General features: G+C 44.1%; 15 protein-coding genes. 8 read left to right on the forward strand and 7 right to left on the reverse strand.

The annotated features are described in order from the left end of the window. Positions 1–3 precede the first annotated feature (3 nt). The 7 genes from JMX82_RS01885 (at position 4) to JMX82_RS01915 (ending at position 6,614) form a co-directional block, all read left to right on the forward strand. Positions 4–993, forward strand: a complete 990-nt coding sequence (locus tag JMX82_RS01885; protein ID WP_201539137.1) for an urease accessory protein UreD — start codon at positions 4–6, stop codon at positions 991–993. 136 nt (positions 994–1,129) lie between these two features. After that, on the forward strand, positions 1,130–1,432 hold the full coding sequence (gene ureA, locus JMX82_RS01890) for an urease subunit gamma (RefSeq protein WP_201539138.1): 303 nt from the start codon (positions 1,130–1,132) through the stop codon (positions 1,430–1,432). Between the two features lie 74 nt (positions 1,433–1,506). Continuing rightward, entirely contained in the window at positions 1,507–3,633 is a 2,127-nt protein-coding gene (gene ureC, locus JMX82_RS01895; RefSeq protein WP_201539140.1) for an urease subunit alpha, read from the forward strand. A 74-nt stretch (positions 3,634–3,707) separates the two neighbouring features. Further along, complete coding sequence (gene ureE / locus JMX82_RS01900; protein ID WP_201539142.1) at positions 3,708–4,331, forward strand: urease accessory protein UreE; 624 nt, start codon at positions 3,708–3,710, stop codon at positions 4,329–4,331. Further along, positions 4,324–5,139, forward strand: coding sequence for an urease accessory protein UreF (locus JMX82_RS01905; protein ID WP_201539143.1), 816 nt, complete (start codon positions 4,324–4,326; stop codon positions 5,137–5,139). Before ureE ends, JMX82_RS01905 begins: the two co-directional genes overlap by 8 nt. Positions 5,140–5,177: 38 nt before the next feature. Next, positions 5,178–5,831: an urease accessory protein UreG gene (gene ureG, locus JMX82_RS01910; protein ID WP_201539144.1), complete on the forward strand. Its 654-nt coding sequence runs from the start codon at positions 5,178–5,180 to the stop codon at positions 5,829–5,831. Between the two features lie 105 nt (positions 5,832–5,936). Then, the gene (locus JMX82_RS01915) at positions 5,937–6,614 is read left to right on the forward strand and encodes a HupE/UreJ family protein (RefSeq protein WP_201539145.1); all 678 of its coding nucleotides are present in this window, start codon (positions 5,937–5,939) and stop codon (positions 6,612–6,614) included. Between the two features lie 293 nt (positions 6,615–6,907). Here the strand turns inward: JMX82_RS01915 and JMX82_RS01920 are convergent, their stop codons facing one another. The 5 genes from JMX82_RS01920 to JMX82_RS01940 form a co-directional block, all read right to left on the reverse strand. Next, positions 6,908–9,406 carry an ESPR-type extended signal peptide-containing protein gene (locus JMX82_RS01920; RefSeq protein WP_201539146.1) on the reverse strand — a complete coding sequence of 833 codons (2,499 nt, stop codon included), beginning with the start codon at positions 9,404–9,406 and terminating at the stop codon, positions 6,908–6,910. A gap of 444 nt (positions 9,407–9,850) precedes the next feature. Next, positions 9,851–10,993 carry a M14-type cytosolic carboxypeptidase gene (locus JMX82_RS01925; protein ID WP_201539147.1) on the reverse strand — a complete coding sequence of 381 codons (1,143 nt, stop codon included), beginning with the start codon at positions 10,991–10,993 and terminating at the stop codon, positions 9,851–9,853. 409 nt (positions 10,994–11,402) lie between these two features. After that, the gene (locus JMX82_RS01930) at positions 11,403–11,705 is read right to left on the reverse strand and encodes a phospholipase D-like domain-containing protein (RefSeq protein WP_201539148.1); all 303 of its coding nucleotides are present in this window, start codon (positions 11,703–11,705) and stop codon (positions 11,403–11,405) included. Between the two features lie 23 nt (positions 11,706–11,728). Then, positions 11,729–12,154, reverse strand: coding sequence for a hypothetical protein (locus JMX82_RS01935; protein WP_201539150.1), 426 nt, complete (start codon positions 12,152–12,154; stop codon positions 11,729–11,731). 465 nt (positions 12,155–12,619) lie between these two features. Beyond that, complete coding sequence (locus JMX82_RS01940) at positions 12,620–13,270, reverse strand: glutathione S-transferase (RefSeq protein WP_201539152.1); 651 nt, start codon at positions 13,268–13,270, stop codon at positions 12,620–12,622. Between the two features lie 207 nt (positions 13,271–13,477). Here JMX82_RS01940 and JMX82_RS01945 point away from each other — a divergent pair, with 207 nt between their 5' ends. Continuing rightward, entirely contained in the window at positions 13,478–13,807 is a 330-nt protein-coding gene (locus JMX82_RS01945) for a DUF3817 domain-containing protein (protein WP_201539343.1), read from the forward strand. Between the two features lie 143 nt (positions 13,808–13,950). Here JMX82_RS01945 and fhuB read toward each other — a convergent pair whose 3' ends face one another. After that, on the reverse strand, positions 13,951–16,119 hold the full coding sequence (gene fhuB / locus JMX82_RS01950) for a Fe(3+)-hydroxamate ABC transporter permease FhuB (RefSeq protein ID WP_227676253.1): 2,169 nt from the start codon (positions 16,117–16,119) through the stop codon (positions 13,951–13,953). Further along, entirely contained in the window at positions 16,116–17,123 is a 1,008-nt protein-coding gene (locus tag JMX82_RS01955) for an ABC transporter substrate-binding protein (RefSeq protein ID WP_227676254.1), read from the reverse strand. The genes fhuB and JMX82_RS01955 overlap by 4 nt, the downstream gene beginning before the upstream one ends. Between the last annotated feature and the right edge of the window lie 3 nt (positions 17,124–17,126).

Below are 17,126 nucleotides of genomic sequence, written 5' to 3' on the forward strand. Positions count from 1 at the left end.
ATTTTGACTTGGCAATCCTCACTACAGCTCCATTTCGACTGCGCCTCTAATGCTGCAAAAACTCGGCTGTATCATCGTGCCCATACTGGCGCACTCATGGTGCAGCGCGCGCTGTATCCTGAGCCTGACAGTACTGATAACAGCCAAGCAGGGATTTGCCATATTTATGTATTGTATCCTCCTGCTGGTATTGCTGATGATGACCGCTTAACATTGGAATTTAACCTACACTCTAATAGCCATGCGGTGATTACCACCCCTGGAGCCGGTAAATGGTACGGGCAACGCAAATCGTTGCGTTCCTCTAGACCTAGCGACTCATCAAAATTTAACAACGGCACTCAATCGGCAAACAGCAACACTTCTAACGACTGTTTTAATGATGTTGTCAGCGCAGAACAGCATATCGACGCCCGCCTCGATGACCACGCTGTCCTAGAATGGCTACCCCAAGAAAGCATCTATTACGATTATTCCAACTCTAATGCGAACAACCGCTTTTATTTAGCTAAAACAGCAAGTTTGTTGACTTGGGATATTGCTGTGTTCGGACGTCAAGCGTATCAAGAGACGTTTGCTAATGGTCATTATGCCAACCGCTTAGAGATATGGCGTGAGGGCAGTTTATTGGTCAGTGAATGCACCTCCCAGCCAGCAAATACGCGCTGGTTTACCTCACCATTAGGACTGAACAATCAACATGTGCATGGCTCTTTTTGGGCAATACCTAGCACAGAGATTATTGCGCCAGAACTACAGAATAATCCGCTCAAGCTTGGTCAGTATTTAGATGCCACTATTACCGAGCTACGCAGCCTCATTGATCAGCAGTCACTCCCCATTCACTGTACTCATAATTTTCAAGGTATCAATTGCCGTTATTTAGGGGCAGATGTGCGTGCTTGCTTTGAAGCTTTTTACCAAATTCGCGAGCTTATCAGGTCTAGATGGTACGCGCTTGAGCCTCATCGACCAAGGATTTGGGACACTTAATATCATGTGTTCCCACTTAATCTCATTCCTAAACAATGCTGAATCAAACCAGAATGACTCTACTTAGCCTATTTACTTTATAAAGATTAAAAACGAATTATAACCTTTAAAAGACAATAATTATTAAGGAAGTTTTATGCAGTTAAATCCTACAGAAAAAGATAAGCTCTTGCTATTTACCGCAGGCATGGTGGCAGAACGTCGTAAAAATCGTGGCGTCAAGCTTAATTATCCTGAGTCTATCGCTTATGTCAGCATGCTACTGATGGAAGGCGCGCGTGATGGCAAAACCGTGGCTCAACTGATGAGTGAAGGAGCCACTTATCTCTCTGCCGATGACGTCATGGAAGGCATCTCAGAGATGATACATGATGTCCAAGTTGAAGCCACTTTCCCTGATGGCACTAAGCTGGTGACGGTACATAACCCCATCGTATAGCTTGCTTGCTATAGAGCCGGATAAAACGATATTGAACGAGAGCCATTGCCGTAAGACGATTAAGGATAATAAAAATGACGATAAAAGCAGGCGAATATAATATTAAAACAGGCGATATGGCTTTGAATGCTGGTCGATATGTTCAAACCATAACGGTAATCAATACTGGCGACCGCCCTATTCAAATCGGTTCTCACTATCACTTCTTTGAGGTAAATGCAGCACTGAGCTTTGATCGAGAGTCGACGCTTGGCTATCGACTCAATATTTTATCTGGTACTGCGGTACGCTTTGAGCCAGGACAAGCACGAAAAGTTGAGTTAGTCGCTATCGCCGGTAAACAACACATCTATGGTTTTTCAGGCAAGGTTATGGGCGTTGTAGACCCTAAAATCTCTCAAAATACCTCGAAAAAACGCATTGACCGACGTATTTATGCTGAACATTTTGGCCCTACCTCAGGAGATAAGGTACGCTTAGCCGATACGAATTTATGGCTTGAGGTTGAATATGACTTGACCAGTCACAGTGACCAACATACTGATAGCATCAGCATTGGTGAAGAGGTTAAATTTGGTGGCGGCAAGGTAATCCGCGATGGTATGGGTCAATCACAGCTAATAGGTGAGCAAGTTGCCGATACTATTATTACCAATGCTTTGATTGTGGACTACAGCGGTATCTATAAGGCAGATGTCGCTATCAAAGAGGGTCGTATCAGTGGCATTGGTAAAGCTGGCAACCCTGATATTCAGCCTAATGTGACGTTACCTATTGGCGCTGCTACCGAAATTATCGCAGGAGAAGGTAAAATATTAACTGCTGGTGGGATCGATAGCCATATTCACTTCATTGCACCGCAGCAGTGTGAGACGGCATTGATGTCTGGTGTAACCACGATGTTAGGCGGTGGTACGGGACCTGCTGAAGGTACTCTTGCCACCACTTGTACGCCTGGTGCTTATCATATTCACAGCATGCTAAAAGCCACTGATGCTATTCCGATGAACATCGGATTCTTGGGTAAAGGCAACGTCAGTTTATCTGCCCCCATTGTAGAGCAGATTGAAGCGGGTGCTATCGGGCTTAAGCTTCATGAAGACTGGGGCTCCACGCCCAAAGCCATTGATAACTGCCTTAGCGTGGCTGAAGAATATGATGTGCAAGTGGCGATTCATACTGATACGTTAAATGAAAGCGGCTATTTAGATAGCACTCTAGGCGCGTTTAAAGACCGCTGTATTCACACCTTCCATACCGAAGGCGCTGGCGGCGGTCATGCCCCAGATATCTTAAAAGCTATTGGCGAAACCAATGTTTTACCCTCATCAACCAACCCGACGCGCCCTTTCACCATTAATACCATTGACGAGCATCTCGACATGCTCATGGTTTGTCACCATTTAAGCCCAGCCATTGCTGAAGATGTCGCTTTTGCAGAAAGTCGTATTCGTAAAGAAACCATTGCCGCCGAAGATATTTTACAAGACATGGGTGCCATCTCCATGATGAGTAGTGATTCGCAAGCGATGGGACGCGTGGGAGAAGTCATTATTCGCACGTGGCAAACGGCTGATAAAATGAAAGCCCAACGTGGTCATCTGGCTCCTGATCAATCAGCTAAAACTGAGCAAGCATTAGAAAATATCATGCTCAGTCCTACGGACTCTGATAGCAGCAATGATAATTTTCGTATCAAACGCTACCTCGCAAAATACACCATCAACCCTGCCATCACTCATGGCATTAGTGACGAAGTGGGATCCATTGAAGTAGATAAATGGGCGGATTTAATTTTATGGTCGCCGGCATTTTTTGGCGTAAAGCCCGACCTTATTATTAAAGGCGGCTTGATTGCGGCAGCGTCCATGGGTGACCTCAATGCTTCCATTTCAACCCCGCAGCCTGTGCACTATCGCAGTCTGTTTGGTAGCTTCCCCAAGACAGTAGCGCAGACTTGCATCACCTTTATGTCAAGTGCGGCTATTGATAAGGGTGTTGATAGGCAATTAGGACTAGAAAAGGTCATTAAAGCGGTACACAACATTCGTAAGGTACGTAAACAAGACATGAAGTTTAATAGCTACTGTCCTAAGATGGAGGTTAACCCAGAAACCTATGAAGTGTACGCCGATGGTGAGCTGTTGACCTGTGAGCCTGCCGACTATCTACCGATGGCACAGCGCTATTTTTTATTCTAGCTACTTTTTATTGTCGTGCTGATAATCTACCATCAGCTGTCAACCATCTACTTTAACGGACTATAAACATAATTATGAACATTTATACGCAACGTCTTGATCTATCAACCCTTAGCGCTGAACAACAAGCAATTATTGATAGGCAAAAACAGGCAGAAAACTTTTTATATTTAGATTTCGATACCCGTCAGCGTAGCCGTTTTAAAGCAGAAACACAGCACCAAGATACCATTGGTGTCGATTTGCCACGTACGGAAACCATTAAGAATGGCAGTGTGCTGGCAGACCATCAAGGCAACTTGATACAAATAATAGCTGCTAAGCAAGCTTTGATAGAAGTAACCGCTGATAATGGCTTTGACCTTATGAAAGGCGCTTACCATTTAGGCAACCGCCATGTTCCTTTAATGCTGACACCTAATGCACTGTACTTTGAGCCTGATCATGTTTTAGAAGCGATGTTAAATCAACTTGGCCTACATACCCAAGCCGTACAAGCGCCATTTGAGCCAGAAACGGGTGCGTATAAAGGTGAGCACGGCGGACATTCTCACTCTCATAGCCACAATCGTGATCACAGTCACAGTCATGAACATAGCGGTAACCATCAGCACAATCACTCTGACGCTCACAGCCATAGCCATAGCCGTAGCCGTAGCCGTAGCCGTAGCCGTAATCATGAGCATACTCATGACTAATCACGCCACGCACTCCCAGCATCCTGCCAGTACCGCACAAGGTATAAATGATCTGAATAATACAGAGGTAACTGGACGTTTGCTCATGCTGGCGTCAAGCAACCTACCTATTGGCAGTTATACCTACTCGCAAGGCATAGAGCCTGCTATCGAGTCAGGGCTCATTCACGACGAAAGCAGTGGTTTAGCGTTTATGAGTGACTATTTGGAGCTGGCATTGTGTCGTTATGAGCTACCGCTACTGGCGCTGATGATAGAGGCAATTATGATTAATGATGTGGCGCTGACTGATGCTTTAGGTGCCGATTATCACGCTAGCCGCGAAACCAAAGAGTTCGTCTATGAGTCAAGTCAATTGGCGCTGTCTTTATCCGCATGGCTAGATAATGTTCTTGAGCTTAATGTGCCTGATAGCTTACTCGCTCATGGGTTTTTGCCACTGTTTGCCCATATCAGCTCGCACTGGCAACTTAAGCCTGTACAAGCCATGACCACCTATGCCTTTGGTCAAATTGAAAACATGGTGCTGGCTGCGGTTAAGACCGTACCGCTTGGACAAATGGCAGGACAGCGCATCATTTGGCAGCTGCAACAGTTATTAAGTCAGCAAATACAGCCACTGGCTGCTAACGTCCAGCAAAAATTTTCGCACGTTCAACATATGGCGTTAATGACTGATTGCTCTGATATAACAACATTTAAGCGAAATCTTCTCTATCAACAGCTACATATGTCCGCCAACCTACCAAATTTAGCCATACTGTCTTGTCAGCATGAAAGGCAATACAGCCGCCTATTTCGCTCTTAATCGCTAATAAACACAACTCTCATCAAGGAACTTTATTTATGGCACTAACACCCAAAGTCGAAAACAAAAATTTAGAAACGACGCTCTCTCCGCTACGTTTAGGCATTGGTGGCCCTGTAGGCTCAGGAAAAACGGCGTTGACGCTGAGACTATGTCAACGCCTGCGGGATGACATCAATATGGCCGTGGTAACTAATGATATTTATACCAAAGAAGACTCTGAGTTTTTAACCCGCAATGAGGCGATGCCAGCTGAGCGCATTCGCGGTGTTGAAACCGGTGGCTGCCCGCATACTGCCATTCGTGAAGATGCCTCAATTAACCTATCTGCCATCGCCGAATTACAGCAGCAATTTGCAGGTCTTGAGCTCATTATCATCGAGTCTGGTGGTGATAATTTGGCAGCAACTTTTAGCCCTGAATTGTCCGACTTGACACTATATGTCATTGACGTGTCTGCAGGCGATAAAATCCCTCGTAAAGGCGGCCCTGGTATCATGAAATCGGACTTACTCATTATCAATAAAACCGACCTTGCCCCTTTCGTAGGCGCGTCACTTGAGGTGATGGCGCATGATGCCAAAAAAATGCGCGGTGATAAGCCTGTGGTATTCAGCAACATGAAAACAGGCGAAGGTCTTGATGACATTGTTACTTTTATCTTAGATAAAGGCATGTTAAGTATGGCGTAGAATGCCTTAGGTGATGGTATCAATAAGTGCTCTACAAACCGCTGATGGATCAGTGGATTATCAGTCAGTTTTTATATCGATTTGTTTATTTATTAAGGATTTATCATGACAACAGACACAGCCAAAACGATGACACGCAAGAACCTCTTCCAAAAAACCACCATAATCAGTGGCTTAGCACTGTTATCATTACTACCAACACTCGCATTTGCTCACCCTGGGCATGGCTTGATGGCAGCAGATGGCTCATTTAGCCTTTCAATATTGTCTGGTATATTGCACCCTTTGACTGGGTTCGACCATCTGATGTTAGCGCTGGGCATGGGCATGCTATTTACTCAAATGCACAGCTTTAAAAAAGGCTTTGTAGCACTGTTAATTGGTCTAGTAACAGGATTTGTACTGAGTTTAAGTGTGAGCTTGAATAGCCTGTTTATTGAATACGGTATTCTACTCTCTATCGTACTACTGACCATGGCACTTATGAGCCGCTACTTTAATGTGACATTGAATCAAAGCCACGAGATGTCCGTCAAAACTGTGTATAAATTCTTAATCATTGGCTTTGGTGCGCTTGCTATGTTCCACGGTGCTGCTCATGCAATCGAAGTGCCTGCAAACAGTAATACCGCTGGCTTCTTTACGGGTATGATTGTTGCCATGCTAGGTCTATATACTATCGGCAAAGGATTTGCCACTTATCTAAACACTCACCTGCAAGACAGTTTGATTATTCAACGTGTTATAGCTGTTTTCGGTTTATGCGGTGTGCTGTTAGGGTAACTTTGTTAATTTATACACAGAGTTATTTAACACGGTAGTAAGCTGAAGTGTAATGCACGCAGGTGACACTATATAAATTGCCTTGTGACATTGCCTTATGCCCCTGATCTTATGACAGCTCTTAAAGAAACTCTTAAAGAAATAAGGCCGCTCAAGCGACCGCTTAGCTCACAGCAGGATTAGCATTCAAAAAGGTTTGGGCTATAAGAAGCTTTAGATAATAAGTATGAAATGGTCATCAGAAAAAAAGGACAAATTAATGTCCTTTTTCTGGCTTTTGGTTTACTTAATGCTTACCAGCTAAAGCCCATACCCATGCCACCAGAGTTCTCATCTTTTGTGAAAGCACCACCGAGACTAAAGCTGGTATTGGGATTAATGACACGCTGATATCCTAAGGAAACCGCTTGCTCAGAACCCTGAAAACCTGCGCCCACGCCTATACGGTTCTTACCTTGTAGACCTGACGTGCTGGTTGCCATGTTTAACATCGCAGCACTCATCGCACCTTGACGATCAAAACGATCATCAATTTCCCTAAAGCGCTGTCCATTGTCTTGCAGATAATTGTGAATAGAGTCATTTAGAGCATTAAATTTAGTATCAGTATAAGTGTTCGAGGTTTCGATAGCGCTTGTTTTTGCGTCTTGTAACTGACTGACATTGACTGCGTCATTATTAGCGGTACCATTAGCAACATTGATAATCTGACGCTGGTTAATATCCGAACCAACCGACACTGTGTTTTCACGGCTAGAGCTAGAGTCATTACCGAGTACCACGGCGTTTTTTGCCGTAGTATTGATATTATTGCCGAGCACAAAAGTATTGTCGCCAGACACGGTATTATTATTGCCCATACTATAGCTGTTATTACCACTGACCGTACTTGGATCGCCAATCGCACCTGAATGATCTCCAGTCACTTTATTACCAGTGCCAATGCTGATAGCTTGCTCGCCGATTGCTTGGGCACCATCTCCCATTGCAATAGATTGCTTGCCCTGCGCCGCCGCGTTAGCGCCTAAAGCCATTGCGTTGTCTCCACTAGCAATCGCTTCTGCAGACGTACCACCATTGATGCTTAGGTATTTATGCTGTGCAGCAATGTCCTGTTTAACGCTCAATACCTGATCATTCGTATAACTTTGTGACAATGCTAGAGTTTCAGTCGCTTTACCATCAGTGTAACCTTTTGATGCGGTTAAAGTTTCAGTCGCTTTACCATCGGTGTAGCCTTTAGAGGCTGTCAAAGTCTCAGTCGCTTTACCATCGGTGTAGCCTTTGGAGGCAGTCAAAGTCTCGGTTGCTTTGTCTTCGGTGTAACCTTTGGAGGCAGTCAAAGTCTCAGTCGCTTTACCATCGGTGTAACCTTTGGAGGCAGTCAAAGTCTCGGTTGCTTTGTCGTCGGTGTAACCTTTTGATGCGGTTAAAGTCTCGGTTGCTTTGTCGTCGGTGTAACCTTTTGATGCGGTTAAAGTCTCGGTTGCTTTGCCGTCGGTGTAACCTTTGGAGGCAGTCAAAGTCTCGGTCGCTTTGCCGTCGGTGTAACCTTTTGATGCGGTCAAAGTCTCAGTTGCTTTGCCGTCGGTATAGCCTTTGGAGGCAGTTAAAGTCTCAGTTGCTTTACCATCGGTGTAACCTTTGGAGGCAGTTAAAGTCTCAGTTGCTTTACCATCGGTATAACCTTTTGATGCAGTCAAAGTCTCGGTTGCTTTGCCATCGGTGTAACCTTTGGAGGCGGTTAAAGTCTCAGTTGCTTTACCATCAGTATAGCCTTTGGAGGCAGTTAAGGTCTCGGTTGCTTTGTCGTCGGTATATCGTTTATTTACCGCATCTGTATCATTTGTCGCATCTGCCACATTAGTGATACGTTTTTCGAAACCCTTGCTACCAACTGAAATCGTATCTCTTTCATCTGCAATGGAGAAACTACCGATGGCGGTTGCGCCTGTCGCAATTGCTTGGCTATTACTGCCAAACACGCTGCTGTCTGTACCTGATGCGGTATTCTGATAACCAACTGCAACACTGTAGCCACCCTCTGATGTATTTTCAAAACCGACGGCACTACTGTCCTCACCTGATGCTGTATTATTATAACCGACGGCACTGCTATTTACATTCGAGGCGGTGTTTTTATAGCCAATTGCACTGCTATTTATGTTCGATGCCGTGTTGTTATAACCAAATGCACTACTATAACCCTCTGATGCGATATTATTAGAGCCTACCGCACTGCTATTGATACGCGATGCGGTATTGTTATAACCAACGGCACTACTGTACTTAACTGATGCTTCATTATTAGCGCCTAACGCACTACTATAATCACCTGATGCTGCATTAGTATAACCAACCGCACTGCTATAAATACCCGAAGACTCATTAGAAATACCTGTTGCGCTGCTATAACTGCCCTTTGCTTTATTTGCATAGCCTAGCGCAGTAGCTTCACTCAATGCTTCATTATCAATACCTAAAGCACTGCTATTGAGACCGTCTGCTGCATTATTTATTCCACAGGCTAGTGCAATTACACCTGTTGCTGTACTTCCTCCAGAGACAGGATCAGTTACGCATACCACACCTGCCCACACTGTAGAGCCACTGATCGCTGCGATACTGAAGGCAAGCCCTTTCACAGTCAACATCTTATAGTCATTTGAGCGAGCTATCTGGGCGATAGTGCCAGTCATGCCACTGGTCTTACCAGCGCTCTTAGTATTTTCAGATACCACCACTATACAACCTAGTGATTGACTCCAAATCTTTTTAAATACTTTATTCATAGCTCGCTCCATAAGTCCAAAAACTACTCGTTGATAAAATCAAGGCTATCTATGTCACTTACATTAACCATGCTCATAAATGACAACTGTCATTTATTAAAGCACAAAGCTAACATACCTGTATATTTATATTAAAGGATATTTAATCTTCAGGGCTGTCTTAGATAAGCAAAATAATCTGGGATAGTTTTATGGGAAAATAGCGTTATGAGTAAGATTCACCCACCCAAATGCTTACTACACAGTTAGTACAACGACTGTTGTATCGGTAAGAGTGAGCGTGTCTGGTAGGATTGCAAGTGCCGTTCTGGCACTCGCAAAGTCTGGTAGCAGATAAATCTGAGGGCGTATCTAAGAAGATTTGGAGTGGCATAGAGAATGTTGAACAAGTAACCCTTGAGTGCATAGACTTATTTCATAACCCAAACAATCCACCTAAATGATTCACTCACGTAAATCATCCACGACTGCCAACATAGCCACTAATGAGGCTTCCCCTAATTTCATAGAGCGCTCTGGTGACCAACCCGTATCCGCATCGGGGACATTATTGTTGTCTATAAATGGCATCTCCAAGGTATTGGCAAGGCAGTCAAAACGTTCGGCAACCCAGTGAGTCGCAAGCGTCATGTTCGCAGTACCCGGTGCATCTACGTCATAGCCTTCTTCCGTCTGAAAGTCAGCACTGGCGATCTTTAACACTTCTGAGAATCTATCGCGTAGACGTGCGAGGCGGTCACTATAATTTGGTGTACCCTGCGAGCCAGCAAGGAACACAAAAGGTATTTCTTCATCACCGTGCACATCATAAAACAAGTCAACACCCGTCTCTTCCATTTTATTAATGACATGAAAGACTTCTGGGCTGGTTTCCAAACTTGGATTTGACCAAGCACGGTTTAGGTTAGTCCCAACTGCGTTAGTACGCAAATGACCTCTCACGCTGCCATCTGGGTTCATATTGGGCACGATGTAAAAGTTAGCTTTATCTAATAATAATTTACCCGTGGCATTATCACCATCTAACAGGCTGTGCAGTAGACCATCGACCAACCATTCGGCCATCGTCTCACCGGGATGTTGACGTGCCGTAATCCAAATATTGCGTTTAGGCGCATCGCTATTGCTAGCGCCATCACTAATTTTGACTAAGGTTAAATCGCGCTTATCAAGGGTTTCTCCCAAATGCTCTAACGTCACTAATGGATGCATTTGCACCGCTGCTAATAAATCTTGATGACGCTCATCACTGTAAGGGGCAAAAAAAGCAATTTGAATGGTTTCACATTCCAACTCTGCCGTTATGGTTAGTTTACCATCTTTATAAGAAGTTGGCAGACGAAACCAATAGTCGCGATCGTACGATGCCACCGCTTGGTAATTCTCCCACCCTGCAGGGAATGCTGCATCCCCTGCATTCATAATATTGAGCACATATTGCTCACCAACCTGACCTGTCAAGCGAAAATTAAACCACTGAAAAAACTCGCCACCGACGTCCGAACGAATAGCCAATTGGATATTTTTTTTATCTTCTAAATTAATAACCTCAATATTACCAGCATCGAAATTAGCAGTGATATGCATAAATTTTCCTTAATTATTTTTTAGATATCTTAGTGAGTATTTGTAAAGTACCTGAGCATAAACGATTAAAAACAAGCAGGATAGAGACGCTAACAAATCATCTTAAAAAATAGTAAAAATAATGAATGATTAATAATTGTAGTACTACTGCTTTTTTTAATTAAAAGAACGTAAAAACATTCCAAGCACTATGACAGGCATAGCATTAGCCAATTTTTTATATTTATCACATTACTGAATAAATGTGTCAGATATTGGATATTATAGCTCATGATCATATATAGTACTGTTCATCATATATAGCACTGTTCTCTATAGCTACAAAAGCCACTCAACTGGTAGCCACCCTACTATCGTCAAGATAATATTACGCAAGGCACTTTATCCAGGCTCCGAGACGCTCATCGATCTAGACGAGCCTTCCATTACGCTGCTCTACTCGCCAAGTAAGGCCAACCATACCCTCGTCAAATGCTTTGTGCAGTTTCTGTGCCATCTGTTCACTGTTGATCATTAAACCCATTTCAGTATTGAGAGCAGCCGAACGGGGGTCAAAATTGAACGAGCCAATAAAAATGCGCTTTCCATCTGCCGCAAAGGTTTTTGCGTGAAGACTGGCTTTTGACGATATGAACGCTCCTAGATGGTCAGCGGGTGCACCAGACGCAGCTTGGCTACGTAGCTCAAAAAGGGTGACGCCACTTTCAAGCATGGCCTTGTTTTGTTGTTATTTTATTAGCTAGCTAGCTGAAGCTTTTTTACGTTACCCATAAGTGCGCTAAGATTTTTTTCAAGCTTACTTTTTTCTAGCTTCATTCTAACGACAACCTTAATAATCTCATCAGCTATCTCTTTATTGCCTTCAACCACTGCCTGCTGCAATGCTAGGCCTTCACGCATAATAGCAACCCTTAAAGGCTCGATCTTATAAATAATACGGTTGATAGATTTATGCAGTTCCGACTGTCTATAGCACTCTTTTACCTTAGATGATTTATATAAGAGACTGTTTTTATCACTTTTTGCGCGGGCTAACGTCTCGATATAATCAGCTGCTATCTTGTCAGCATAATCATCTTGAATACCAATCTCTAAAATATTTTTTACTAACATGATGTCGACTTTTTCTAATTCAGTCTCTTTAATGGCACTTTTTAACATTTCAAACAGTCCTTCGTAAATGTTGGGATTAGGGGGAATTAAGTGGTTATCGCGTATAAAAAGCAAAGCCATCGGCGTCACTATAATTAGCATGTGGATTCGTTGTTTGCGCACTCTTATATTCACACTCGTATAAAAGTTACTTTAACAACCATGCCAATCAATTCGTAATTGAGCTCACTCAAGAATATTTATATAATGATACACTTATGTTCATTCTAACCTAAGAGTACAAGTGTACACAATAGCATTCAACCCTTTTGATACAAAGGTTATGAAAAGCGGCTATCAAACCGCCATAGATTGATATTTATTTTGAGAATAGTACTGTTAAGGTCTATCAAGATAGTGAGGGTAAACAGCTCCTTCACTATTAGAGATTGTTTAATGACGTGTGGATTCTTGCTAGACATATCTAAAATAGATTGATGAAATATTTACAAAGAAATGAATGAGCTACTTTTACTAAGAAGGGAAAATCACTGGCTCATCGCCATCTTGCCAAGGTTGAAACTTGGTCATGGCTTGTATAAATAATGGATGCGCTAGCCAGTTTTTTAGCCATATTTGCAGCTTCGGATAAGGCGAACTGTAAAAAACGTCGCGATCTACATGAGCAAATTGGCGGACAAATGGCATAATACCGATATCGGCAATGGTCACACTGTCTCCTAGCAAATAAGTATTTTTAGTAAGCAGTGCTTCTAAAATCTGTAGAAATGCTTCACCTTTTTGCCGATATTCTGTTTGGGTCATTTCAAGATGACGGTCAGCATATTTATAGCGATCTAGCCAATGCTTAAACTCCTGATCGTTTTGCTCAATTAACGTATTACCTTGATGCAAAGTCTTAATGTTCATCAGCTCTTGTGGGTCTTGCTGTTCAAGCGCCCACTCCATTATTTCCCGACTCTCTTCAATCACAACACCATCAGCGAGCTGTAAAACTGGCACGGTGCCTTTTGGGCTAATCGCTAGCATTTTGGCAGGTTTGTTTTTTAAGGTGATCTCCCGTAGCTCTACTGGCAACTCGGCAAACAACAGGCCAAGACGCGCGCGCATGGCATAAGGACAGCGACGAAAAGAGTAAAGACAAGAAAGGGAGTAAGCAGTCATATTTTTTTTCACAGTTAAAACGAGATCAGTAGCCTTAGAGTTACTGACATCAAGAGTCATTTAGTTTCGTTACTGATCTCTATTAAGGGTTGGTAAAATTAATACTTCAAAGCATTGAACAAAGCCAGTATCATAGCGGCATTGGAAAACCCTTACCTTATTTATTATAAACAAAAGGAAGATATAGTGTCGCAGGCTCAGACAACTATCACAGAAACACCTAATCTCACAAAAGATCAGAACTCTGTATTAAAGATTCTTACGATCATGGGTTATTTAGAAGGTACGTCCTTTTTATTATTACTTTGCATCGCCATGCCGCTAAAGTACATGATGGGTATTGCAGAAGCGGTCACCTACATAGGGATGGCTCATGGCGGATTGTTCATCGCGTATATTTTAATGCTGTTGGCAGCCACCACCAAAATCAAAATGCCGCTTTGGGCGATGCCAGCAGGGGTACTCGGATCTTTTTTACCCCTTGGTCCGTTTATATTCGATCATTTATTAAAAAAGAGCTTGAATAAAAAAGTTTAAAACCCCTTCAAAGTAATGTCAAATGACTTACTGAATATCACGAACATTGGTGATTTTAAGATATAGCGCTATTTAAGCGCTGGACGGTATGTATTAATAACGGATTACGGTTATTTATCATTTATGAATACATACCATAAAAACTATCCACTTACTGCGACTGGCACTTTACGAATCAGCCATAAAAAGTACGCGCCGCCAATGATAGCCGCAATCGTGCCTGCAGGCAGCTCATAAGGGAAAATGATATAACGCCCAATCCAGTCTGCTATTATCATCACCCCTGCGCCTAACAAAGCCGCTAATGGCAATTGGCGCTCAAGCCTTACCGCACCGAGTGACGTCGCCAAATGTGGCACCATTAGACCAATAAAGCTCAATGGCCCAACCGCAAGCGTACTGGCAGTACTTAGCGCCGCCACCAACACCAATAACGCGAGTGTCACTGGTGTCACTGCCACCCCCAAATTACGAGCCACCCCTGTACCCAAACCAAGCACTCTTAAGGGTTTGATAAGCAATAAGCTGAGGGCAAATAAAATGAGGGCAATGCCGATAAGATACCACACGGTGCTAGGCTGAGCGCTATAAGTCGTTCCCGATAGCCAGCTAAGCATCGCTTCTAGGCGTGGATCGCCAGACAGCTTGACCATGTGCATCACCCCATCCATCATTGCGGCAATACCGATACCGACCAGTAATAGATAGCCAGAGCTTACCTTGCGTGCCAGCCAAATAACCAGCAATAATACAGCCATCGCTCCTGATAATCCTGAGATTAATAAAGTACCAGCTCCGGCAGATATCCCTAAGCTTGGTAGCAGTAAAAACCCTAAGATAACCCCAAGCGCCGCGCCCGAGCTCACACCCAATACTTCTGGACTTGCCATCGGGTTGCGGGTGAGCGTTTGCAATAATACACCAGCGATGGCCAACATCAGACCCGTTGCCGCAGCGCTCAAACTGCGCGGTAGCCGATACTGCTGGGTGATCGCCCAATCGGTACTTAGTCCCCAACCACTGACGTCTTGGACAAAAACACAGGCAAGCATAATTATCATTACCACGCCAATACCCCAGCGCCACCATGCCACAGGTGCATGCTTGCCCGTTAGCATTGGAGTCACTGTTTCTATCCGCTCGCGGCGCTGACGCAAAATCAGCCAAATAATCAGTGGTGCACCGAGAATACCCGTCATCGCCCCTGCTGGAATTTGCATATTTAGTATGGGTTCGAGTAATAAAGCAACATTGCTAGTCAGCCATAAAAGCAGCGCCCCTAAGACAAAGGCTGCAAGCAGACGTTTGCTAATAGAAGCAACCCCCAACGCATTGACCAGACTGGCAGCGCCAAGACCGATAAAACCAATTAAGCCAACTTCGCTAACCACTAAAGCGGTAACAACCGCCACAATAAGCACTACCAATGCACGAATACCGTTAATCGGCACGCCCAAGCGCTTGGCTTGTGAGTCATCGAGACTCATCAAGGTTAATGGTTTTAACAAGGGTAGACAGACAACCGCCATCGCGACGGCCGTTATCGCTAGCATCGTACTGGTATGCCAGCTATTCTGTGCCAAAAATCCCGCCGCCCACGACAGCATACCATTACTACGTTCAGCAAAAAACAACACCAAAACATTGGCAACGGCGGCAAGTAGAATGTTTACCACTAAGCCTGCCAATATTAAAATGAGCGGATTAAAACGACTGGGTGCTGACAATACAAAGACCAGTCCCATGCTAATCAGCGCGCCGACAAAGGCCACATAAAGTCCGCCATAAATCGCTAAACTTGGTAAAAACAAGGTCACAATGAGCATGGCCAATTGTGCACCAACACCGACGCCCAATGTGGTGTCTGACGCTAATGGATTTTTGACCAATTGCTGTAGCAAAATACTGACAACCCCAAGCAGACCCCCTGCCAATAGCGCCACTATGCTGGTCGCCACTATATGCAGCTGCGTCGTAAGACTGATAATATCCAATTGCGAGCTTGGAATAAACAAATCACTGAGTGAGCGTGTCCACTCCTGATTGATTAATAACCATGTGCTCCATACTGACAATACTACAAGGATAATCATTACTGCCCAGATGCGCCATGTATCTGCAAATACCGAAGGTGGTTGCCGAGGTGGGTTTGGTGCTGGATTGGGAGGTTTTTGCATGAGCTTGGAGGGTTGCTCTGATGGTGTTTTCAATATGGGCGACTGAGACGCTGCAAGTGAAGTCATAGGCTTGACATAATCAGTAGTATTATTGGTATGAGAGTGATGAGTCTGTGCGGCAGTATTAATAGTCATGATGCTGCCCCACCTTTTAATGTCACTATTGATAAATTATTTGCTAAGCCGACCAGTGACGACATGCCACCATAAATCCATATGGGCGGCAGCTCACCCACGCAGCGCTCATCGCCATAGCCTAGACGCTGCCAAACCAAACTGTCTTTAATCTCAGCTCGGGTTATCGGGCTTAAAGGGTCGATGATTAATAGGCAGGTCTCATTATCCAATTGAGCCAAGTCGCCCATTCGAATGGGGACAAACCCCCATTGATTGCCTTTGCCTAATACATCCAGCTCTTTGCCCATCTGCTTTAGCACGGGCTGAAACAAACTGTTTTTGACATACATGCGCATGTTATTAGCATCAGCAAACTGCACAACGGCAAATTTCTTCACTTTTGGGTAGCGCTGCTGCAGACGCTCACTTGCCAGTTTGATATCTGTCTGACTTTTTTTAATATAGCTTTCAGCCAAGGCTGGTTCATCAATTAGCTGTCCCAACTGACGAGTTGGCTCAGTATAATCTGCCCAAGTTGCGGTATCGCCTTTAGCGGCGAACATGACCGACTCAGAGGGCACATCTCCATAGAGATTGCGGGCATGCTCATAAAAAAAGTTATCGACGACCAGATCGACAGGCAATTGGGCAACCAATTCCGCATTAGGCTGATAGCGAATGCCCAAATCAATGATTGAGGTTGGCAATTCAGGCGTACCTACCCATCTGTCCCACACCCTCACATCACCCGTCGCTATCGGGGGGTAACCCATAGCGGTCAAGGTTGCCGCATTGCCCCAATCAGGTGAGACTATATTGATGTCAGCGTTATCTGCATTGCCCACTCGAGCGTCTTTTTGCGCCGTTATTGGTTGGTGACAGGCAGTCAGCACGGTGGTCAGTGTTAAGCTTGCTATAAGCGGCAAACACTTATATTTACTGATAGTGAGATTTGAGCCAGCTTTTATAAAAGGTTTTATGGCTATTAAAGAGAACAAATATTTATAAAGAGCAGGAAACATAGC

Source organism: Psychrobacter sp. 1044, assembly GCF_904846525.1.
GTDB lineage: Bacteria > Pseudomonadota > Gammaproteobacteria > Pseudomonadales > Moraxellaceae > Psychrobacter.